Annotated in this window: 16 protein-coding genes; 10 read left to right on the top strand and 6 right to left on the bottom strand. The window is 37.1% G+C overall.

All coding sequences use genetic code 11. The annotated features are described in order from the left end of the window. The first annotated feature begins 173 nt into the window (after positions 1 to 173). The 5 genes from NQ163_RS16300 (at position 174) to NQ163_RS16280 (ending at position 7,157) form a co-directional block, all read left to right on the top strand. Positions 174 to 2,387, top strand: a complete 2,214-nt coding sequence (locus NQ163_RS16300) for an ankyrin repeat domain-containing protein (protein WP_268191398.1) — start codon at positions 174 to 176, stop codon at positions 2,385 to 2,387. 112 nt (positions 2,388 to 2,499) lie between these two features. After that, positions 2,500 to 4,260, top strand: coding sequence for a serine hydrolase (locus tag NQ163_RS16295; protein WP_268191397.1), 1,761 nt, complete (start codon positions 2,500 to 2,502; stop codon positions 4,258 to 4,260). A 287-nt stretch (positions 4,261 to 4,547) separates the two neighbouring features. After that, positions 4,548 to 5,003, top strand: a complete 456-nt coding sequence (locus NQ163_RS16290) for a hypothetical protein (protein WP_268191396.1) — start codon at positions 4,548 to 4,550, stop codon at positions 5,001 to 5,003. A 40-nt stretch (positions 5,004 to 5,043) separates the two neighbouring features. Next, on the top strand, positions 5,044 to 5,658 hold the full coding sequence (locus NQ163_RS16285; protein ID WP_268191395.1) for an RDD family protein: 615 nt from the start codon (positions 5,044 to 5,046) through the stop codon (positions 5,656 to 5,658). A 134-nt stretch (positions 5,659 to 5,792) separates the two neighbouring features. Beyond that, positions 5,793 to 7,157, top strand: a complete 1,365-nt coding sequence (locus tag NQ163_RS16280; RefSeq protein ID WP_268191394.1) for a pentapeptide repeat-containing protein — start codon at positions 5,793 to 5,795, stop codon at positions 7,155 to 7,157. A gap of 99 nt (positions 7,158 to 7,256) precedes the next feature. Here the strand turns inward: NQ163_RS16280 and NQ163_RS16275 are convergent, their stop codons facing one another. Next, positions 7,257 to 10,130, bottom strand: a complete 2,874-nt coding sequence (locus tag NQ163_RS16275; protein WP_268191392.1) for a fibronectin type III domain-containing protein — start codon at positions 10,128 to 10,130, stop codon at positions 7,257 to 7,259. 295 nt (positions 10,131 to 10,425) lie between these two features. Between NQ163_RS16275 and NQ163_RS16270 the strand changes: the two genes are divergently transcribed. From NQ163_RS16270 to NQ163_RS16255, 4 genes are all read left to right on the top strand, one after another. Then, on the top strand, positions 10,426 to 11,091 hold the full coding sequence (locus NQ163_RS16270; protein ID WP_268191391.1) for a metal-dependent transcriptional regulator: 666 nt from the start codon (positions 10,426 to 10,428) through the stop codon (positions 11,089 to 11,091). Between the two features lie 58 nt (positions 11,092 to 11,149). Next, complete coding sequence (locus NQ163_RS16265; RefSeq protein WP_268191390.1) at positions 11,150 to 13,477, top strand: TonB-dependent receptor; 2,328 nt, start codon at positions 11,150 to 11,152, stop codon at positions 13,475 to 13,477. A gap of 135 nt (positions 13,478 to 13,612) precedes the next feature. After that, positions 13,613 to 13,828, top strand: coding sequence for a hypothetical protein (locus NQ163_RS16260; RefSeq protein ID WP_268191389.1), 216 nt, complete (start codon positions 13,613 to 13,615; stop codon positions 13,826 to 13,828). A 118-nt stretch (positions 13,829 to 13,946) separates the two neighbouring features. Continuing rightward, the gene (locus NQ163_RS16255) at positions 13,947 to 15,917 is read left to right on the top strand and encodes a tetratricopeptide repeat-containing sensor histidine kinase (protein WP_268191388.1); all 1,971 of its coding nucleotides are present in this window, start codon (positions 13,947 to 13,949) and stop codon (positions 15,915 to 15,917) included. Positions 15,918 to 15,921: 4 nt separating this feature from the next. Here the strand turns inward: NQ163_RS16255 and NQ163_RS16250 are convergent, their stop codons facing one another. After that, positions 15,922 to 17,538 carry an amidase gene (locus NQ163_RS16250; protein ID WP_268191387.1) on the bottom strand — a complete coding sequence of 539 codons (1,617 nt, stop codon included), beginning with the start codon at positions 17,536 to 17,538 and terminating at the stop codon, positions 15,922 to 15,924. A gap of 376 nt (positions 17,539 to 17,914) precedes the next feature. Here NQ163_RS16250 and NQ163_RS16245 point away from each other — a divergent pair, with 376 nt between their 5' ends. Then, positions 17,915 to 19,558 (top strand): AMP-binding protein, encoded by a 1,644-nt coding sequence (locus NQ163_RS16245; RefSeq protein WP_268191386.1) that lies wholly within the window; start codon positions 17,915 to 17,917, stop codon positions 19,556 to 19,558. Positions 19,559 to 19,720: 162 nt separating this feature from the next. Here NQ163_RS16245 and NQ163_RS16240 read toward each other — a convergent pair whose 3' ends face one another. The 4 genes from NQ163_RS16240 to NQ163_RS16225 form a co-directional block, all read right to left on the bottom strand. Then, positions 19,721 to 20,674 carry a TlpA family protein disulfide reductase gene (locus tag NQ163_RS16240; RefSeq protein ID WP_268191385.1) on the bottom strand — a complete coding sequence of 318 codons (954 nt, stop codon included), beginning with the start codon at positions 20,672 to 20,674 and terminating at the stop codon, positions 19,721 to 19,723. A gap of 592 nt (positions 20,675 to 21,266) precedes the next feature. Continuing rightward, positions 21,267 to 22,559, bottom strand: a complete 1,293-nt coding sequence (locus NQ163_RS16235) for a glycosyltransferase family 4 protein (RefSeq protein WP_268191384.1) — start codon at positions 22,557 to 22,559, stop codon at positions 21,267 to 21,269. Between the two features lie 112 nt (positions 22,560 to 22,671). Then, positions 22,672 to 23,448 (bottom strand): nucleoside triphosphate pyrophosphohydrolase, encoded by a 777-nt coding sequence (gene mazG, locus NQ163_RS16230; RefSeq protein WP_268191382.1) that lies wholly within the window; start codon positions 23,446 to 23,448, stop codon positions 22,672 to 22,674. A 207-nt stretch (positions 23,449 to 23,655) separates the two neighbouring features. Then, complete coding sequence (locus NQ163_RS16225) at positions 23,656 to 24,111, bottom strand: hypothetical protein (protein WP_268191381.1); 456 nt, start codon at positions 24,109 to 24,111, stop codon at positions 23,656 to 23,658. Positions 24,112 to 24,127 lie beyond the last annotated feature (16 nt).

Below are 24,127 nucleotides of genomic sequence, written 5' to 3'. Positions count from 1 at the left end.
AAATCTTTAAGGAAAGTGTAAAGGAAAGGGAAAATATATCATAAATTTATAAGACGGTAAAATACTACTTGGTGTAAGGGAAAGTATATATTTTGTAGGATGTGTAGAAGGAATAGGGGTGTAAATGTATTTATCCGTATTGGGCCTGAATACTAACTACAAAAACTATAAGAATGAAGAAAAGATTATTCCTAAGCATTTTCCTAATGGTAGCTGTGTTTCTCTCAGCTCATGCACAATCCGACAATCTCCCTTTTTTTAAGGCAGCCAAGACCAATGACATTGGCACACTTGCCAAGTTGATTGAAGAGGGCACCGATGTAAATACAAAATCGAAATATGGAGCCACGGCCTTAACTTTTGCGGTGGAGAAAAATAGCCTTGAGGCAGTAAAGTTCTTGTTGGAACATGGTGCTGATCCAAACAACAGGGATCGTTTTTATCAATCTACTCCCTTTGAATGGGCTTTTTATGAAACCAACTTCGAAATGATAAAGCTGATGGTGGAGCATGGTGCTGATTTGAGTACCAAATGGTTGTTGCCTTTTAGTGTAAGAGAGGGGAAGCTTGAAATCGTGAAGCTATTGCTGGATAAAAACGTAGCTGGTGCCAATGATGCCATTGTGCTTGCCGTGCGCAATGAACATGTTGAGATTGTAAAACTATTGTTGGATAAAGCGAAAATTGAGAGCGATAAATTGAATTCAGCCCTGGTAACGGCTACCGGGATGAATCATACCGAGCTGTGTAAATTGCTGAAGGATGCAGGGGCTGTATTGCCTAAGATTAAGAATAATAATCCGGATAAAGACATCAAATTTGTTGGTTTGTATTCTGATAATGAAGGTCAGTTGAGAATCAAAAATAAGGAGAATAAGCTGCTGGCCAGTTTTGATGATGATAAGTTTTACGAATTGCAATACGATTCGATTAATATTTTTTCGTTTGTGAAGTATCAGAATATCAAGTTGACTTTTAAAACGGTTGAAAATATAGCTGTATCCGTACTGTTTCGCAATGGCGATTACCAAAATGAATTTGCAAGAATAGAGGAAGAAAAGAAAGAGGAAGTAAAAGCGGAGTATACCGAAGAAACGGGCGAAGTGAAGGAAGTGCTGAACTGGACTGCTTTTAGAGGTGTAAACTGCCAGGGAAATGGCGATGGTCAGTATCCACCGGTTAGATGGGATGCCGAAAAGGGTTTAAATCTGAAATGGAAAACCAGGATTCCGGGGCTTTCTCATGCCTGTCCGGTAGTTTGGGAGGACAAGATATATGTGATAACGGCCATAGGTGAAGATCCAACGGCAGAATATCGAGTGGGTTTATATGGTGATGTAAAGCCTGTTAATGACAATTCGAATCATGTATGGAAAATCTTTTGTTTGAATAAGAGCAAGGGGGAAATTCTTTGGGAACATACCGCCTATAAGGGTGTGCCTAAGGTGAAGCGACATCCAAAAGCTACACAGGCCAATTCCACTCCGGTTACCAACGGGAAATACCTGGTAGCCCTTTATGGATCTGAGGGATTGGTATGTTACGATATGGATGGAAATGAGATTTGGCGAAAGGATATGGGAATTCTTGACGCGGGTTGGTTTTTCGAGTCGGAAACCCAGTGGGGGCATGCTGCTTCTCCATTGATCTACAAGAATACCGTGATCATTCAGGCTGACAGATCCAAGGATTCTTATGTTGCTGCTTTTGATTTGGCAACGGGCAAGGAGGTTTGGAAAAACAATCGGGAAGAGATCTCTTCCTGGGGAACTCCGGTTGTGTATTACGGCAAAGATCATAATGAGCTGATTACAAATGGAACCGAATACATAAAGGCCTATAATCCGGATACTGGTGAGGAGCTGTGGAAACTGGGACCAAATTCGGAGGTTACCGTGGGTACACCTGTTGTGTATAATGATTTGATTTACGTAACGGGAGGATATCCACCTGTTCGTCCGGTTTATGCCATCATTCCCGGAGGGCATGGGGATATTTCTATTCCGGATAGTTTGTCTTCAGGAGAATTTATCAAGTGGCGATACTTAAAAGGAGGGACTTATATGCCATCACCAATTGCCTATGATGGTTATTTGTATACCATGGCCAATAACGGATTGCTTACTTGTTATGATGCCCAAACGGGAGAGAAGATCTACCGAAAAAACTTAAAATGTAGTGCGGTAACAGCATCGCTGGTGGCGGCTGATGGAAAGTTGTATTGTACCAGTGAAAGCAAAGGTGTGGTCGTGGTGAAGGCAGGACCTGAATTTGAAATCATCGCACGAAATCCAGTAGGGGAAACCTGTATGGCTACTCCTGCCATTTCTGACAAGTTGTTCATCATCCGTGCCCAGGATTACATATACAGTTTTGGGAAAAACTAGTGTGAGTAATTCTAATGGATGATTCTGCATAGAGCAGAAGAATTGTTTTTGGGAATCATCATGATAATGAATTAATAATCAATAAGCTATGTTTAAGAGTTGTATAATGTTTATGTTCCTGCTTGGAATGGTATCTGCAGGGCTTGCACAAAATGATAATAAATTAAAAGGCATTGAAAAAGAGTTCGAAAAAATACTGGAAGTAACACAGGCACCTGGTTTTGCTGTAGCCGTTGTGCATGGAGACAAAACCATTTATGCCAAAGGCTTTGGCTATCAGGATTTGGAAAATAAAATTCCCATGAATGAAAATACACTCTTGGCCATTGGTTCTACATCAAAGGCTTTTACCTGTGCACTTTTAGGACAATTAAAAGATGAGGGGAAGTTATCGTTCGAAGATAGTCCCATTAAGTATGTTAAAGAACTAAAATTCTACAACAATGAATTGGATCATGGGATTAATATACGTGACCTCATGAGTCATCAAACAGGAATTCCAAGGCATGATGTTTCATGGTATTTATTTCCAAGCTATAGCAAGGATAGTTTAATTCAAAGAATTCAGTATCATGAACCTTTTACTGGTTTACGACAAAAATGGCATTACAACAATTTCATGTTTCTTCTTCAAGGGGTGATTGCCGAGCGCATTACGGGAAAAAGCTGGGAAGAGAATGTTAGGGAGCGTTTTTTTAATCCCCTGGGAATGGAACGATCCAATTTATCGATTGAGGAGCTGGAGCAAAGTACGAATAAAGCAATTGGTTATGAGCTTTACAAGGACAGTGTAAATCGTAAAATGGATTATTATCGTATTGCAGGTATGGCTCCTGCAGGAAGCATTAACAGTAGTGTACATGAGATGGCAAACTGGTTGAAGCTTTGGATAAATAATGGAAAATTTAATGGAGAACAAATTTTGCCAGAGTCATATGTTAAGGCAGCAATGAGTTCGCAGGCAGTAATTTCCGGTGGTTTACCTGATAAAGAAAATCCTGATCTTCATATGTCTAATTATGGGTATGGCTGGATGATATCTTCCTATAGAGGTCATTACAGGGTAGAGCATGGAGGGAATATAGATGGTTTTTCGGCCAATGTAGCATTTTTCCCTTCGGATAGCATTGGAATTGTTGTACTGGCAAATCAAAATGCTTCATTTGTTCCAAGAATGGTTCGAAATATGATTTCGGATTATTTGTTGGCTGAGAAAAAGTTTGACTGGCTTGCTCACTACTCCGAAATAAAAGAGAAACGAAAAGAAGCCAGGGAAAAAAAGGAATCCAACTCGCAAAGAGCACAAAACACCAAGCCATCGCATAAGAACATTTCTTACAAGGGAGATTACTTTCATCCTGGCTACGGAACAATCAATGTATCGGTAAAAGGAGATTCACTCTTCGCCAATGTTAAAAGGAATAGTTATTACCTAAAACATCATCACTATGATGTATTTGATCCAATTGAAGTAACAGAGCATGGTATTGATACAAGCGAAACTGGACCCTTGAAGTTTAATTTTAGTACGAATGATGCTGGTGAAATCTCAGCCTTGAATTTAAAGCTAGAAGCAAGCCTGGATCCTATTGAGTTTATTCATAAACCGGAAGTCATAGATGTAGATATATCGAAACTTAAGGCATATGAAGGAGAATATGAAGTTGCCGGTATGCTTATAAAGGTTTATACAAAAAAAGATAAGGGATTGTATCTATTTGTTACGGGGCAACCGGAATATCAATTGTTGGCATCAGATAAGAATTTGTTTCTTCTGAAGGGGGTGGATGGTTATAAGGTGAAATTTGCTGAAGACAATACAGAACTTAGCCTGATTCAACCCAATGGAACTTTTAAAGCAATAAAGAAATAATTGTAGTGGTAAATCTCAGCTAGCCATGTAGAGGCCATTCTTAATGTGAGCTCTTCATGTGGAAAATTATACTTTAAATGGTAAAATAGAAAGTCTCCGAGTAATTGGGGACTTTTTTTCTGAAAGACTTGAAATGGTAAAAATGTAGAAAAGTTGATAAATTCTATGTTAATTTATTAGGATATAGATTTTGTTTAAAATGTATTCTTGTTAAATTGGGGTTCGCTAATATATTAGATGTGTAATTATTAATTTTTATAAAATCGAGCTAATAAATTACTCTTAAAATGAAAAGTAGAATCTTCGTAAGTATATTGATTACGCTTATGCTAGTTGGTTGTAATCTGAATTCAAAAGAAAGATATCAAAATCAATATGATATAGATATCAATTACAATCATTACAAAAAAGTCAAGCGGTATGCACGTAAATATATGGATGAAAGATATCAAAGAAATGGTAATGTATACCTGTTTTTTGAAACAAGCTTTGAAAATGATACAGTTCGTGTTACGGTAAATAATAAATTAAAGTATCAAGATGTTATAGCTACAGAGGCATCAACAGGAATTGCAAACTCTTATGAAATAGAGAATATTAATGAAGTTTTTAATATTGGTATTAGGGTAAATAATGGAAAGGAGGCTCTTATCGAAATTGACACGATGAATTTGTTCACAATTGAATTTAGAGATAGTATACTTAGAGTTGATGTTTTAAACCATGTGCCGGTTTATGATTAAAAATCCTTTATAAAAAGAGTAGCGAATAAAATATAACACAATGAAAATACCTAAGGTTTTAATATTTAATTTTTTTACGAAACAATCATTTGATAAACTAAACTCTTTGAATTTTTTTGGACGTCGATTAAATTCAGTTTTACTTGACTTTTCTTTTATGTTAGGCCTTGTATTTCCAATATTTATTGTCCTTTTTATTCCTATGTTTTTGCTTATTACGAATGCAAATGAAGTAAATATTTTATTGCCAATGTGGATTGGGTTTATCCCTTTTTCATTTATTACATTTCTAATATTAAATAAGGATTTTTTTAAAGGTAAAAGTATTGCCAAACGATATTTTGGATATCAGGTAGTTGATTCAAGAACAAATGAACCTGCTAGTGAATTGCAATGTGTAATTCGAAATTCCACAATAATAATCTGGCCTCTTGAGGTAATTATTTCAATGTTTAATGTTACAAGAAGATTAGGAGATATAATTGCTGGAACAAAATTGGTTGATTCTAAAAAAGAAGATCCTGAATTGATTGTGGATGAAATTAATGAGAAGAAAGAGGTTGAGAACAGGGCAAAACTTATATTGATTTCTGTTTTGATTGCATTAACATTAAATATATTATCTATTTTGCCAACCTTAGTAATAATGTTGTAGATAGATATAAAAAAGACTAGTTGTGGTACGAAACAAAGTTTGATAAAATCATCCTTTGGTTTGACAGTACAGGAAACATTATTCCAACAGAAAATAAATGAATCACTAAAACCCAAAAACTAAAACCCAAAATCATGAATCTATTTAAATCTAAAACCATCTTATTCGCCTTTGAAGCCCCGGAAGGATCAAAAGTTGAAATAGCGGGGGATTTCACCAATTGGTTAGAGGCTCCTTTGAAGCTACATGATAAGGGCGATGGAGTTTACGAGCGAAAAATTAGTTTTAAGCGATCGGGTACATTCCAGTACAAGTATCGGATAAATGAGGAGTGGGTGGAAACAATGGAGGAGTTGCAACCTCAAAGCAATAGCATACCCAATGCTTTTGGCACAAGGAATTTTTTCATTGATATTGACTTATCGAAACGAGAAGGTGCTGAAATGCCTGCAGCAAAAAAAGATAAAATTGATGCCAAAGTAGATAAGAAAGCCTACGAATTGCTGATTGCTTGTAGCGATAAGGGTGATTTTGGAGAATGGGATAGATGGAGAGAGCAGAATCATTACGAGAGAATCTATTTACAGGGCGTTAATTTTAGCAGCAGGAACTTTGAAAAGGTAAATCTGAGTAATATAAATTTTTATTGTGCTGATTTTAGTTATGCTTTTCTTTCGCTGGTAAATTTTGATGCTTGTGATTTACGCGATACGGATTTTCGAAAGGCATGGTTTAGCAATGGATCAGCAAAAAAGACAAACTTTACTATGGCCGACATGAGAGGTGCTACCATTAATGGTACAGAATTTTTGAAAAGCCGAATGATTGGTACCGATTTGAGAGGGGCAAGTGCAAAATATGTACACATTGAGGGAACTGACCTGCATCACGCGAAAATTGAAAGTGCCAATTTTTCCTTTGCAATTGTAGATGGTGAAACCTTGATTGATACCATTGATGTAGACAAGCGTACGCTTTTTACAAGTGTAGGTTTGAGCTCGGCACGATTACGATCGGGTCTTATGGATACCTTAAATTACAACATTAGAAGAAACCGATGGGAAGAGTGGTTTAAAACAGGCAGCTTCATGAAAAGGTTGTATAAGAATATGTTTATTCATCTGTTTTGGAAGATTTCGGATTATGGACGCTCTACAAGGAGAATCTTGTACATTTTTACGACACTAGCTTTGGTATTTGGTTGTATTTATTGGTTCAACCCAGAAATTATTACCAACATGAACAGCAATGATACCATTATTAAAGCATTACATACCGTTTCGTTTTCGGTGGTTACCATGATTACCTTGGGCTTTGGATCGATGAATGCTGCCCCTGCCAGTTTATTGGGGCACATTACGGTTGCTTTGCAGATTATTGCCGGATATATGATATTGGCCGCATTGGTATCTCGTATTGCCATCATGTTTGATTCCGAAGGTCCGGATGTGGAGCACAAACCCTTGTATCGACCTTATAAGGATGATTCAAAGAAGTAATTAATTTTGGTCACTCAGGTAAGGAAATACTTGATCATCTTAAAAAAAATCCCGATCTAATTAAAGACCGGGATTCGTTATAGTTGAAAGCATGATATTTTATTCTTGTATCACAATCTGAGTTGATTCCGATTGTTCAAGAGCTTCGTTGTCAATCCATTTTATCAAAAGGGTGAAACTTAAACTAACATCCGGATTTTCTTTTAAGAAAGGGCTGTAATCCAAAATCAAAGAATGATCATCACCAAGCTCGATCACTTTTGAAGGATCGATATACTGTCCTCGCTCCATCTTAACCCCATCAATAGTCCAATTGATACGTATTTCTTTCATCGAAGAAATCTTTCCCATTTTTGCCCAACGCGGACCAACTTTTTTCACATTTGTTTCGATAGCTGCCATGATGTTAAAAACCTCACTGGCATCAACAGCGGTTCTAAACTGGATGGTATTGCTGCGGCTTACTTTTCCGAGAGGATCCCTTGCTTCAATATAAAAGCTGTAGTCTGTATCTGACTCCAGGTGTGTTAATAAAATTACATTATCATTTGTATTTACGCCGCTCTCAATCTGGCCGGTACCTCTTGTGTTTCCACCATAATTAATATTCATCTGAAGAGGAGTTCCATTCACGTAGTAGGTATAAAGCAAATTCGAATTTTCAGCATCAGTTGCAAAATTATTCTCCAACTCTAAGAAACTAAAGCCTGTTTGTTTTATTCTCAAATCGCTATTCCAAACAGGAGCCTGATTTTCAGGTGTTGTAAAATCAGCTCTTTTTTCCAGGGCAATGCTTCCATCAGCATATTTTATAATTAGTTGAAAATTGTAATGCGTTTGTTCCTCCAAATTCCTTACAATTTTAGATGTTATCCCTTTTCCCCAGGATTCTTTTGCTCCATCCCAATAGGCTTCGTAGGTCATTTCACTGAAATCCTCAAATCGATCTCTGTTCTTTTCTCGAAAATCATTTAAATTGATCTCAACTCTATTGTAGGATTTTGGCTTAATTACCATATCGAAATCCAAGGCTTCAGGATAGGCTAAAGTTTTTACTTCGATTTCTTTCTGATAGGTTTTGCCCGCACGTTTGCCAAGAACTTTTAGCTTATAGCTGGTGTTCGATTGCAGATTGCTGAAGGTATAAGTTAGAAAATACCCTGCTTTTATCGACTTGCCATCCAGAAAAAGTTCATAGTTGTCGTAAGATGGACTTTCCGTTAGCTTCCAGTTTAATTCAAATGATCGAATCCCAACATTTGCTACATCAAGTTGTACTTCAGGAACAGCTTCCGCTTTTGTAGTAAAATGAATCGTCTGTTCATTGGTCGTATTGTTTTGAGATTTAGCTACAATTCTGGCTGTATAATTGGTTTCGGCTTTCAAATTCTTAAAAACAAAAGCATTCCCACTTGCATTGTACGTGTAAGGCATGTCATTTAGGTATGCTTCGTAGGTAATTTCACCTCCCGATGGCAATTCAGAATTGGTCCAGCTCACTTTTGCCTGGGATGTTGTAATATCCTGAACCTTTAATTCAAAATCGCCAGGTACTTCATATGCCTTGGTCGTAAATGAGATGGTTTGAGTACGTGGCAATAATACCTTCTCACTGCGAGCTTCAATCTTATAGGTATGCTCCTGACCAGCCCGAAGTCCAGTGGCTTTGTACTGTCTTTCCTCCAATCCTCTTTTGGCGATGGATCCACTTCCATAATATACATCATAGGTCACCTTACTGCCATCGCTGGCAACACATTCGGTCCAGCTTAAAAGTGCTGAAGTCTGTTCTATTTCCTGCGAACTGATAGTAAAATCAGACAAGATTACTGCTTCAAGAGTCTTGAACTCGGTGGTCTTTTCCAATGTTTTATTGTAGGCATTTTTGGCTTCTATTTTTAGCTGGTAAAGTTTCCCAGCTTCCAATCGATCTAACAAAACCTGATTGTCCTTAAAAGCTTCGCCCTTAAAATATCCATTGACAAATACTTTATAAGCGATTACCTCCTCTTTGTTACCTGTTGTTTCCCAACGAATAAGTGCCGATTCCTGACTAATATTTTCAATAAAGATCATGAAATCAGCAGGTCCACCAGCTTCCAAAGTTGTAAATTCAATTTGCTTACTTTTGGTTTTGCCATGCTCATTTGTAGCCTCAATTGTTGCAGTATATTGCGTATTGTAAGTCAAAGATGTGAATTCATATTCCAAAATCTCAATGCCTTTAGCATGTTCAACTGTATTCAAGAGAACCCGGTAAGTCAACTTTTCAGATTCTGAAGATCCCCAGACTATTTTTGCTCCATTGCCTGTAACACTTTCTACTGAAAGGGTAAAATCACTGGGCTCTGCATAGTCATTTGTAGTAATATCAAGTTTACTTTCAACTGTTTTATTAAACTCATTTGTTCCAATCAGCTTAATATGATACAACTTGTTCCCTTCCAAGTTGGAAAAGGTAAAAGTCGACACGGTTAAATTTTCGGCTCTTAAGACATCGTCCAGGTAGATTGCATAAGACAAATTTTGAGTTGGATCAGAGTTCACCCATGAAATTTGTATTTGATCGGTTGATAATTCGTCTATTTTCAGTGCCATTACTCCTGGATTTGGGGTATCCTTTGTCGTTAAAGCATACGAAACCACAACTTGAGTTTCATAAGTACTTTTTGCAATTACCTCTATATCGTAAGTAGTTACGGCTTCCAATTCTTCAAGTCGATAGCTTAAATTCTCCAAATTCTTAGCTTTCAGCTCATCATTTAGGTAAACATCGTATACAATTTTTGATTCATCTGCAATTAGAGAAGCTGTCCACTGAATTTCAGCAGAATTGTAGGTAAGGTCCTTTACTGAGATATTAAAGTTCGATGGATTTAATTTAATTTCTACTTCAGGATTCGTCTCATCCTTACTACAACTTAAAACCAAGGCCATTACCATTAGCCATGCAAACATCAATTTTACTCGCATAATTCAATCTTTTTTATTCTATAGTATACAGGACAAGTCAACTTGTACAAACACGTACAAATACATGGTTTTAATAAAGTATTGTTTGATTAAGATGACTTCTGTTTAACAATTCTTTCGAATTATTTTTAAAAAAAAAGGGGGATGCAAAGGAAGGTAAATTTCGATTAATAGCAAAGTGTTAAATGTAATGATGTTGTATTTTTTATAAAAACTTAAAGTAGAATTAGTCTAAATAAAAGGTTTTTTAATATATTTGAATTAATATTTAAGTATGCTTAAATCTTTTATTCAAATGTCGGCATCAACAGAGAATTTTTTAAAAACCATTTACTGCTTTCAGAAGTTAGAGGCAAGGGATACCAAACCTGGCTCTATAGCAAAGGCTTTGGGCATCAGTAATGCTGCTGCTACCGACATGGCTCGTAAGTTATCGGAGAAGGATTTGCTTGAATATAGAAAGTACCAGGCTTTACAATTAACTCCAAAAGGAGAAAGGTTGGCGCTTCAGGTTATTCGAAAGCATCGTTTGTGGGAGACATTTCTGTATCGAACTTTTAACATGAGTTTGCTGGAGATACATAACGAAGCTGAATTGTTAGAGCATGCTACATCGGATAGAATGTCTGAGATTTTATGGAATTATTTGGAGAAGCCAAGTTTCGATCCTCATGGGGATCCCATTCCCAATGGATATGGCTTTGTTGATTTTGAAAAAGACAGTACAGTGCTTTTTAAGGCAGAGGAAAAACAGGAGTATCGAATTATTAGGCTGGTGAGCAATGATGAAGAATTTTACAATTTCTGTTGTGATAACAAGATTGAAATTGGCAATGATATTAAAGTGGCCAAACAGTATAGTAAAAATCAATTGACTGAAATTTTGATTCATGAAAGGCAAATTGTTATTCCGAAAGAATTTTCGAACAATATATATGTGACAAAGGTCAATGATCAATGAACAGTTATCTGTTAACAATGATCAATTAATAATGAATAATAAAGAAAATAATAATATAATGAAGATGATAAGACACTTATTTGTAATCCTCTGTTTGTTGGGGATTAGTGAAACTCTATTGGCGCAGAAAACGGATGCGAATGTTTTTGGAGATGTAAAATCGGAACAGAGTGGTGAACACATTCCTTTTGTAAGTATTTATTTGGAAGGTACAACATTGGGAATTACTACCGATCATACGGGACACTATTTAATGGTAAACTTGCCGGTAGGGGAGCATACCCTTGTAGCCAAATCGATGGGGTATGAAATTGCCAAACAAAAGATAAAAGTAGAAAGTGGCAAAACCATAGAAGTGAATTTTGTATTGAAAGAGCAGGTGATGTCGCTTGATGATGTTGTGGTTACCGGTACAAAAACATTCAAGAGAAAGACCGAATCGCCGGTAATTGTGAATGTTTTGGAGAGTAAGGCCTTGGATCAGGTGCAAGCTTGTAATATTTCTGAGGGATTGCGTTTTCAGCCAGGATTACGTGTAGAAACCGATTGCCAGACTTGTAATTATACACAGCTTAGAATGAATGGTCTGGGCGGTGGCTACTCCCAAATTTTGATCAATGGTCGTCCTATTTTTAGTCCATTAACCGGACTGTATGGAATGGAGCAGATTCCTGCCAATATGGTGGAAAGAATAGAGGTAGTTCGTGGTGGTGGTTCTGCTCTGTATGGCTCAAGTGCCATTGGTGGAACCGTGAACGTAATTACCAAAATTCCAAGTCAACCAAGCTACGATTTTGGTGTGACTACGCAATTTATTGATGGAAAAGAATCGGATGTGATTATGAATGGAAACATTAGCATGCTGAATCAGAAAAGAAATGCAGGTGCGTCTATTTATGTGAATCGCAGAACGCGCAATGCCTACGATGCCAATGGGGATAATTATTCGGAACTGCCTGAATTGAAGAACAATTCTTTTGGTGCCAACCTATTTTATAAACCGAGCGAGAACCAGAAATTGGAATTGAGCTTTACCAGTTTGCATGAGTATCGATATGGGGGCGAAATGGAGGAAAGAGCAGCTCATTTGGCGAAACAATCAGAGGAAAGAACCCATGATGTATTAATGGCGGGTTTGGATTACCAGATCAATTTTAATGAGGACAATTCTTCCTTTATTGCTTATGCGGCAGGTCAGTATACCGAAAGAGATCATTATACAGGTATCTATCCTGATGATCAGGATGAGATAGATTTACATTTAAGCAATCCTCCTTATGGAGATACTGAGAATACGACTTTACAGTTTGGAACTCAGATCAACCATAGATTGAATGATTTCCTGGGAGGCAAAAATGTATTGACTGTTGGAACGGAGTATGTGTATGATGATGTTTTGGATTCGATTCCACGCTACAGTTATGGCACAGATCAGACCACAAAAAACTTTGGTGGATTTTTTCAGTCGGATTGGGAAGTGAGTAAAAAATTAAATTTCCTTGCTGGTTTGCGTGTGGATAAGCACAATTTGGTGGATAAGGCCATTTTGAGTCCGCGTTTGTCATTGTTATACAAGTACAAAACCAATACACAGTTGCGATTGACATGGGGTACAGGTTTTAGAGCTCCTCAGGCTTTCGATTCTGATATGCATATTGCCTTTGCTGGCGGAGGAATTTCCAGAATTGTTTTGCCTGATGATTTGAAAGAAGAGAGATCGAAATCCTTGAGTGGATCGATTAATTACGATAAGGCAACAGAAAAGTGGATCGCAGGATTTACACTGGAAGGATTTTATACCAAGTTGGATGATGCTTTTTATTTGGAGCCATTGGCAGCTGATGAATTTGGAGAGAGATTCGAAAAGAGAAATGGATCGGGGGCGAAAGTACAAGGAGCCACTTTGGAGTTAAGAGCAAATTACAATAGAATCGCACAGTTCGAAGCGGGTTTCACTTTGCAATCAAGCAAGTTCGATGAGGCGGTAGAGAACATTGAAGGTTTGGAAGCCAAGCGTGAATTCCTGAGAACTCCGGAAAAATATGGTTATGCGAGCTTGTCCTTTATGCCATCGCCTAAGTTTAATACAAGCATTAGTAGTGTTTATACAGGACCTATGTTGTTGGCTCATTTTGGAGGAGCTCCAGAACAATCCATTGATGAGTATAAGAAATCCGATTCGTTTACTGAATTGAACTTGAAGCTATCCTATGCCTTTAAGTTGAAGCAGGTAGATTCCGGTTTGGAGCTATTCGGGGGAATTAAAAATATAACAAATGCTTACCAGGATGATTTTGACAGTGGAAAGAATCGTGATAGCAACTATGTTTATGGGCCAGGATCGCCAAGAACATTTTATATTGGAGTAAGACTGAAAAGCTGGTAAGAGCAGAAATTTATAAGAGAAATGGCAATGATTCCTGGTGTATCATTGCCATTTCTTTTTTAGCCGTAATTATGCTAGCAATTGTATAATTATTATTAATTTTGATTATACCTATCTAAATAAACTAAAACTCCTATGAAACAGAAACTGGATCAGCACATATTGGATGAAATGCATAAAGATCTGGGAAATTGGCATGGTCCATTTTATTGCAACCGAAAGGATCCCAGGTTAATTGTTCCCAAGTATGATCCAATGTTAGGATATACTTTTAATTTCGCCAGTAAGTATTCTGTATTGGCAGCAGTGTTCATTATACTGTTGATTATAGGGTACAAATTTTTCCTTTAGTAAAATATTGAGGGGGATACATCAAAGCTTAAATAAAAATTAAATTCAAATCCTAATTTTGTATTGGGTATCATTCATTCTGATCTGACTCAAATGAAATTCTTAATCGTTATGCCATATGCTGTATAAACGACCGATTGTTGCGTGCGTGTTATTCTTCTCAGCCATCCTGATCTGTTTTAGTCAGTCGGATGGTAAAACTGTGGATCAATTGTTCACAGAAAAGAGTGTTAGGGAAGAAATACAAGGCCTGGCCGATGAATGTTGGAGGCTAAGAGTAAGTGATTCCGATTCCGCATTGGTTTTGGGAAAGCGTGCATTGGAACTTTCTATCCAATATGATATTAAGGAAGCATTGCCTAAGGTGTATGGCTTTGTTGGCGTGATACAGCTTCATTACCTTTACCGGACCAAGGAATCGATTCCTAATTTACACAGTGCCTTAAGACATAGTTTGGTGCAGAGAGATTCTGTGCAAATCGCTTATTCCTATAATAATTTAGGTGATTTGTATCTGATAACGGGCAATCTGCCTCTTTCCATGAGATACTCGGAATATGCCGTTAATATGTTTGAAAAGTTAAATCATCCATCTGGAAGATCTTATTCTTACGTTAATATCGGTTTGGTGTATCGGGAGCAGGAGCAATTTGATCTTGCCTTGCAATATTTTCATAAGGCAATAGAAATATGGAGAAAATTGGGAAATGAAGTTGGTATTGGTGCGATTTACCGGGAAATTGCTCGAACTTATGAGGTAAAAGGGGACAAGGATTCTGCGATGAAATATTATCAGAGATCCTATGCCATGAGTGTTGGTGTGGAAAGAGTGAGATATGCTGCTTTTTGTTTGAATGGGATGGCAAATATTTACTATCAAAGGGGGCAGTTCGATAAGGCTTTTGAATATTATCAAAATGCATTGGAATTAAACCTTAAGCAGGATCATGACTTTGGCCTTGTAGATAATTATATAGGGATGGCTCTGGTTTATGCCCAAAAAAAGAAGAGGGCTGAAGGTGAAAAATCACTGGAGCTTGCAATGAAAATTGCCTTAAAACTTGGTATCAATGCAAAAATAATTGAGGCATCGCATTCATATATTGATTTTTATAAAATTTTAGGAGATTACAAGTATGCAACCTTGAGTTTCGAAAAATTTAATGTGCAATATGATTCTGTACTATCGGTTCAACAGTTCGAGATTATGAATGAAATGGATCGAAATTTTGAAATGCAGAATGATTTGCTTCTTACTGAGCAGAAGTTGAAAACCAATGAGTTGATGGAGCAAAATTTGGTCATGGTCATTTTCTTTATGATAGTGCTTATTGCTATTCTAATTTGGCGATTTAGGACGAACCAAAGAATGAATAAGAAGCTTGAAGAGATGAACCAAACCAAAGACAAATTGTTTTCGGTGATCTCTCATGACTTAAGAAATCCATTTAATTCATTAATTGGTTTTAGTGAGCTTCTTATTACAGAGATAGAGCGAAAAGATTGCGATAAATCCAGAAAATATGCAAGCTTCATTAACCAGTCGGCTATTGAAGGCTTGAAGCTGCTAACCAGCTTGTTGCATTGGTCCATGTCGCAGTCTGGTAAAATTCACTTTCACCCAGAAAATGTACATTTTGATGAAATTATCAGTGAACTAAAAGAGTTTTACACTACGGATTTGAATAAAAGTCAAATTGATTTTAAGATAGAAAATGAAATAGATCAGGCTTTTATTGATCCAAATATTGTAAGGATTGTACTGATGAATCTCATTTCAAATGCATTGAAATATTCGGAAAGCAATGGTACTATATTTTTAAGCGCTGTCAAGAATTTTTCTACAATTCATATTAAGGTAAAAGATTCAGGAATTGGGATGTCTGAATCCTTAATTAACCAGCTGTTTAATGAGAAGAGCTATACGCAAAGTAGGGCAGGATTGCGTGGAGAAAGAGGAACAGGATTAGGTCTGAGTGTAGTTCAGGAGCTGGTTCAGATCCATAAAGGCAAGATTAAGGTGGAAAGCCAAGAAGGACAGGGAACCACTTTTGAGATAGAGTTCCCCTGTAATCATTTGGTCGAATAGAATTTTATTGCATAATTGTTGAATAGAACTCCGGAGCTCTTCTGTGCATGGTGTTTTGTTCGTAAGAGTATGCCAGTTGAATCAATTTTTCTTCGGAGAAGGCTTCAGCAAAAAATGATACTCCAATTGGAAGACTATGTACAAATCCTGTGGGAACAGTAATGTTTGGATAACCTGAAACTGCTGCAGGTTGACTGCTTCCTCCGCCGTAGTGATCACCATTTACAAGATCGATATTCCAGGCAGGACCATTGGTAGGAGCCATTAGCGCATCTACATTGTATTTTTTTAGTGTGTAATCAATGCCTAATTCACCCGATAACTTTTTACTTTTTGCCAATGCTTCCAGGTACTCTTTTTCATTCAAATCACCCTTTTGATTGGCCATTTCCAGTATTTCCTGACCAAACCAAGGCATTTCACGATCCTTATATTGCTCATTAAATTTGATAATGTCATCCAGGCTTTTTACAATAGGGAATTTACATTTGCTCAGATATTCGTTTAAATCATGTTTGAATTCGTAAAGCAATACCTCATATTCCTCATTGCTATATTGGTTGAGATTTTCCAGTTCAACATCAATTACTTCAGCTCCTGCTGATTTGATGTCTTCAATGGCTTGTTCTATGATTTTATCTACTTCTGAGTGGAATCCCATCATTGCTCGAACAATCCCGATTCGTTTTCCTTTTAAGGCATCCTTTTTCAGGTTTGCACTGTAATTTAAAGCTTTGTTTTTCTTATTTAGTGTGATTTTGTCATTCTGATCTGCTCCACTCATAACTTCCAGGAGAATAGCTGCATCCCTAACAGATTTCGCCATTGGTCCGGCAGTATCTTGCGAATGAGCAATAGGAATAATACCAGTTCTGCTTACCACTCCTAAAGTGGGTTTGATACCAACAATTCCATTATGTCCGGATGGACAGACAACAGAACCATCGGTTTCTGTTCCTACGGCTGCAACGCATAAATTGGCTGCAACGGCAACTCCCGATCCAGAGCTTGAACCACAAGGTGATCGATCGATGACATAAGGATTGTGAGTTTGTCCCCCTCGTCCACTCCACCCACTCGATGAACGTGTACTTCTAAAGTTGGCCCATTCGCTTAAATTGGTTTTGCCCAATATTAATGCACCTGATTTTCTCAGTTGTTTTACAATGAAGGCATCCTCTGATGCAAAATTCCCCTCTAAAGCAAATGAACCTGCAGTTGTCATCATTTTATCTGCTGTGTCTATATTATCTTTTAATAGAATTGGGATTCCATGTAATGCACCCCGTAAATCACCGCTTTTTCTTTCTTCATCAAGCTGTCTGGCTAGAGGTAAAGCATCATGATTGATATCGATAACCGAATTTAAGCCGGGACCATTTTTATCTATTTTTTCAATCCTATCCAGGTATTCAATTACCAATTCTTCACAAGTTAATTTACCTTCAGCCATCAGTTGTTGAAGTTCTGAGATGCTTTTCTCATTGTATTTAAAATCGTTAAAATTTGGATGTTCTGCTACTTCGTTACCCGAAGTGGCAGTATTACAGGAAGAAATTCCTAGTCCCGCTAGCATTGGTGCGGCTAATGCTGATAGTGATATAAAGTGGCGACGTTTCATAGTTAAATAGGCCTTAGGTGCTTACAAGTATAAAGAATCATCAATGGGCGAAAAGGATCATTCAATTTGTTGCTCGCTTGGTGTGTTGTTTCTTGATTAGAACAATAAATGTATTAAAAAAAGAATAATTTCAAGATTTGTGAGATTAAAATCTTTATGAATAAAAATGAATGTTTGTCATGAGATTATTGCCCTATTATTAGGTCGTTAAGAGGGAGATTTGGGTAAACAGAACAAAAGAATATTTAATTCATAGAAGTGCTAAAAGCCTAAAAAAGATAGCTCGAATGATATTTTTTATAACTTGCATGGGAGCAAATCATTAAAAAAGCCTATACACAGTGCTGGAAATTGCTCAAATCTTAAGACCAGAAAAATGGAAAACAATAATAAATTTACATTTCCTTCTCTTTTTGAAAATACAGTTCAAAAGTTTGGTGATTGCAATGCAATGGCTTTAGTCGGACAAAAACCATTTACTTATAAAGAGGTTGATGCTACGATTAAATCATTAATGGCATTTTATGAGAAACTCGGAATAAAGCCGGGAGATAAAGTAGCACTTTTAAGTACCAATATGCCCAATTGGGGAATGGCCTATTACGCAACGGTTTTTATGGGAGCTGTTGTTGTGCCAATGTTGCCCGATTTTAGTATTGGTGAAATTGAAAATATCCTTAAACACTCAGAAGCAAAAGTTGTATTGGTTTCCAAAGGACTACTTCCAAAATTGGGAAAAATAGAAGCAGAGAATCTACAATATAAAATTGCAATTGAGGATTACTCATTGATTGGGGAAGATGCAGCAGATTTTAAATTTGATGCTAATGTTCAAATTGAAAGAAAATATGCAGTTGAAGAAAATGATTTGGCTGCCATTATTTATACTTCGGGAACAACAGGAAATTCAAAAGGGGTAATGTTATCGCATAAGAACATTTGTTCGAATGCCATTCGATCTAAAACCATTCATCCTATCGACGAAACAGACCGATTCTTGTCTATACTTCCTTTATCGCATACCTACGAAAATACTTTGGGCTATGTTATTCCAATGATTGCTGGAGCATGTATCTACTATTTGGGGAAAACTCCTGTTCCTTCCTTGTTAATTTCGGCATTTAAGGAGGTTAAGCCTACTGTGATGTTTTCAGTTCCTTTGATTATTGAAAAGATTTACCAGGGGAAAGTACTCCCATCCATCAATTCGAAAGCCATTACAAGAGTTCTGTATAAGCTTCCTTTCTTTAGAAAGAGATTAAATGCCATAGCAGGTAAAAAGCTAATGCAAACTTTTGGTGGTGAATTAACCTTCTTTGGAATTGGTGGAGCCAAGTTGAATTCGAATGTGGAAAGATTCTTGCGTGAGGCTAAATTTCCTTATGCAATTGGTTATGGATTAACGGAAACAGCACCTTTGTTGGCGGGGATTGGTCCGTCGAAGACCAAATATCAATCTACAGGACCAGCATTAATGGGGGTTGAGCTGAAAATTCACAATCCTGATCCTGTAACTCAAATTGGTGAAGTTTGGGCTAAAGGTGATAATGTAATGATGGGATATTACAAAGAGCCGGAGAAAACCAAGGAGGTTTTAACCGAAGATGGTTGGTTTAAAACTGGTGATTTGGCCAAAATGGATAAGGACAACTACTTGTACATAGAAGGTAGATTAAAGAATATGATTGTTGGGGCAAGTGGGGAAAACATTTACCCGGAAGAGATTGAATCAGTAATCAACAACTTTAAGCATGTTGTTGAGTCGATTGTAGTGGAGAAAAAAGGCAAGTTGGTGGCAATGGTTCATTTTAACTACGAAGAGCTTGAGCAACAATACAAATATCTGAAAAAAGAGGTGGAAGGTTATGTGGATCAAACCGTTGATGAGCTGATACAAGAATTGCAGGTTTATGTGAATTCTCGTGTCAACAAGTTCTCACAGGTTCAGATGGTGATTGCACATGTTGATCCATTTCAAAAAACAGCAACGCATAAGATCAAACGATTTTTATACCATTAAATAAAAAGCCACAGAGCTTAGGCCGAACTTTCAACAAGCTTTTGAAGATAAAATTGATCTTTGGTATTCTCTCTTCGAGTGAGGATATAAATATGAAAATAGGGTTCAAATCTAAACAGATAAGAACCCTATTATTACGTTTACACAAGCTGGGATAGTGTGTTATTTTTTCTTTATTAAAATGTACTGTTTTCCATCGAAATCGGTTGCTTGCTCCATGATGTATTCCTGGCTGTTAATCAAACTTGCCGCTTTCATCATGTCCAGTTTTTCTCCTTTTTCGTTTCTGATGTCACTATCAGGAGTAAGCATAATTTGTTGTTTAGGAGTAACATTTTTAAGAGCTTTCCCTGGTTTTTCGTCAATTGCTTTTTGCAGTTCGTTCTTTATGTTTTCCGATGCACCTAATATTTTGCTTACAATCAGCCCGTTTTTTATTACAAAATGAGTGGGAAAGGCACCTACCTTATATTTTTTAGCCAGATCTGTGGAATTGGCGATAACATGGTAAGCAAAAGGATGCTTTTGTAAAAACGTATCGACTCTCTTTTTTTTATCTGTAGCCAAAGCCAGGAAAATAACATCCTTGTTGCTGTTGTTATCGCTTACCAATTGGCTTAGAACTGGAATTTCGGCCACACAGGGCTTACAGCTTGTAAACCAAAAATTAAGGACTATGGTTTTATCTTTCAAATCCGATAATTTGTAGTGATTGCCGTAGATGTCCTCTACTTCAAAATCTGGTGCAGGTTTGTTAAGTCCTTTGTTGTCACTCATTATATTTTTAATCATCTCCAATTGTTCCGGCGAAGCTTTCTGTAACTTTGCTTCTACAACTTTTCCATCCTTTACGATGGGGTTGAGTACATATTTTCCGGTTGCCATGTAGGTCGAGAACTCTTTGTTGGATATGACCTTCCCGTTCCAGTCTTTTTTTATTGCTTCTTCTGTAATTGAAAAGCTCTGCATTTTATCGGCAGGTATTTTACCGGTGGATACTTTGTTTTCTGTTGCAACTGCTGTTTTTTGTAACTGTTTTTCGTTTTGTTCCTTTTTTTGGGAATTACAGGCATAACAACAGATAAGTAACGAAATAATAATGGTAAATTTTTTCATATCTATGTTTTTTAAATTACAAGATGGTAACAACTGTTTTACCTCTTTACAGTTATTTAATTGTAATGGTTGAACAGTTAAGCATTACAATCCAAATGTAATAGCTGTACTTAATATACATGGTTAATGCTCTGTTATTTAGTGTTAATCTGTGTTAATGGCGTGTAAATATTTTGCAGTTTAATTCATTTTATTCTGTAGATTACTGTAGCACAAGGGGGCTACTCCTCTTTTAACAGATTCCAGACAAACTTCTCCACATTTTTAAAGTGCGAAACTTGTAGTTTTATTAGCAACTGTCTGTTTGTTGGTAATGCAACTTGTAAGCTGCAACACAGTTTACACACACTGTTTAATGCATCTCGCAATATGTAGGAAACTTTCAAAACGATCAAACATATATGTTGATCCATTTCAAAAAACAGCAACGCATAAGATCAAACGATTTTTATACCATTAATTGGCTTTACGCTAAAGAAGCGAAGAAATAATACAAAAAGAACGCAAAGGGATAATTACTTTGCGTTCTTTTTGTATTTCTGACTAGGTAGAGAAAATCTCTTTCTTCGAACGTTAAAATGCGTAAAGCGATTTAAATTTTTTTCAATTGATTGTAAATATTCAGAAGGTTTTGGGTTTGATTCGCGATATTGAATTCATTTTCCACACCACTTCTGCAATCTAAGGAGAGTTGTTTCAGTTGATCCTGATCTCTCAATAAGATTTTTAAAGCATCGCAAAGATTTTCTTTGCTATTGTGCCCGTAAATGATTCCACCTTTCGATTTGTCAACGATTTCAGGGAATGCCCCCAGTTTGGGTTGAACCACTGGTACACCTGATGCCATACTTTCCAGGAGATACAAACCAAAAGCTTCACCATTGCGTACGGGTACAGAAATCATTTGTACTTTGCTAAAGAAATTGTGGCGTCCGCTTCCATCGAAATCTTCATGGAATTCTACATCATTCCAAAGCTTAGTATTTTTAAGCTTTTTTTCTGTTTCTTTCAATATGCCTTTGTCATCGCCGGTAGATCCACCCGTTAGAATGAGTTGAACATCTTCAAACTCTTTGTCTTGTTTCAGAAGAATGAATGCATCTATCATGATATCGAAGCCATTGGCTTCACACATTCTGGAGATGTATCCTATGTTTCTTGCTTTTTCTTCGAATGCTTTTACCTGGTAATCGTTTGGTTCAACCCCCAGGTGATTAATGAAAACTTTGCTTTCAGGGATGTCCATCTTCTCCAATGAAACTTTTGCGTAAAAATCTGAAACCGCAATAAAACCATCAACGGCTTCAGCTTTCTCGCTCATTAATTTCCAGATTTTGTTTCTGAACGAATCGTTCATGGCATCCACCCAAACATCTTCATCCTGTAAGGAACAAACAATAACAGCATCGGGAAATACTTCTCGAAGCTTTGGAGCCAAACCTAACAACAAAGCATTCGATAAATGCAGTACATCTGGTTGCAGGTGTTCTGCCATCCAACTTACCATTCGATGTAGCTCTTCTTTCTGCTTGCCTTCTTCACCCATTAGCATGGATATTGTCATCTCTTCCAATCCTTTCGCACTGGTAGAGCCCGCCATGCTCGCAGCCAATTTAAGCATGGGTTTCGAGTTGAGAAGTTTGTCTACCCAGGCAGGAGCTTTCTGGAAAATAGGGTAGAGTTGTTTCAAATAAATACTGATGGCTCCATAAAAAACAGGAATTTCATTCAGATCATGTTCATCGGAAAACAGGGGAAGGTACATGGGCAATTTGGTTACCTGATGTCCTTGTTTTTTCATTGCCAAATAGAATTTGTCATCGCGCAAGCAATTGCCGCAATAAAAGCTGCCACCCGAACCCGGTATGATTTGAAGAATGTTCATAGAGAAAGTTAAAAGTGTTGAAGTCTAAAGTTAAAAGTTTTAAAACAAAAAACAGCGCTAAATTGTTAATTCAATTCAGCGCTGTTTTTTTTGTATCTTATACTTGAAGCTCTTATTTATCAAACTGCTTTGCCTCTTCCCAAATCTCATCCATTTCTTCCAGATTCATTTCTTTTAGGTTTCGGCCCTGTTTAAGAGTCTTGCTTTCCAGGTAATTGAATCGTTTCATGAACTTCTGATTGGTTCTTTCCAAAGCATTCTCAGGATTAACGCCATACAAACGCGCTGCATTGATTAGAGAGAAGAACAAATCGCCAAATTCTTGCTCCATCTTATCCTGATCACCTTTACGGATTTCGATTTCCACCTCGTTTACTTCCTCTTTCACCTTTTCCCAAACCTGTTCTTTTTCATCCCAATCGAAACCAACACCGCGTACTTTATCCTGAATACGGTTTGCTTTTACCAAGGCAGGCAGAGACTGAGGAACTCCTTCGAGTACCGATTTGTTACCACCTTTTTCTTTTAGTTTTAACTGTTCCCAGTTTTCTTCCACTTCTTTGGCATCGGCAACTTTGGTGTCGCTAAAAATGTGAGGATGACGATAAATCAGCTTTTCACTTATGCCATCGCAAACATCGGCAATGTCGAAATCATTGGTTTCCGAACCAATTTTTGCGTAAAACACGATGTGTAGCAAAATGTCACCCAATTCCTTTTTAATTTCTTGCTTGTCTCCTTTAAGAATGGAGTCGGCCAACTCGTAGGTTTCTTCAATGGTAAGGGTTCTAAGAGTTTCGAATGTTTGTTTTTTATCCCAGGGACAACCTTCACGAAGTTGATCCATTATATCCAATAAGCGCTCAAAGGCTTGTAGTTTTCTGTTCATACTTGTGTATTTGATAATCGGAATCAAAGGTAAAAAATATAAATACTTTAAAGTAGATATTTTACCACGAAGTACACACTAAGGAGTTTCACAAAGTAACACAAAGCTGTTAGCCTTAAATACTCTGATTGAGTTGTGTGATGATGTTAATTTTTAGTTTTATTCTCTTTGTGTGCCTTTGTGAAACTCCTTTGTTCTCCTTTGTGGTTAACCCTTCGGAAATTTCAATTCCAGTTCCAATTCCACTGCAATTTCTTTTGCCATAGGTTCCAATTTTTCCTGTGTATCCGATAGCAGAACAATTCTTTCGTGTGGCATCATAAGCAGAAGTTTTTGCACCACATTGGTTTCGTTTCGGGCTATGGAAAGTACTGCCATTCCTTTGGTTTCACGTGTGTGAATAATTTGCAGATGTGTGGCTCTCGATAAATCGCACCAAGAACCAAGACGAAGGCCTAACAAGCCCGTGTATTTTTTGAATCGCTTATTTTCTGCATCTATCAGTAAACCCGAATGGGTAAACAAGAAAGGGATAGAGAGAATAATGGCTGCGATTCCTTGGTAGCTTTTGCTAATGATTAAGGCAATTCCAATTAAAAGTAAGCTAATGCCCAGCATAAAAAAGTTAAGGGGAAGGCGTTCGGTTTTGTAGGTTAGTATCATTTCGTAAGTTTAAATT

The sequence above is a fragment of the Marinifilum sp. D737 genome (genome assembly GCF_026672275.1).
Classification (GTDB): Bacteria; Bacteroidota; Bacteroidia; order Bacteroidales; family Marinifilaceae; genus Marinifilum.
Note: the sequence above shows the minus strand (reverse complement) of the source record. Positions and strands in the feature narration are given on the sequence as shown.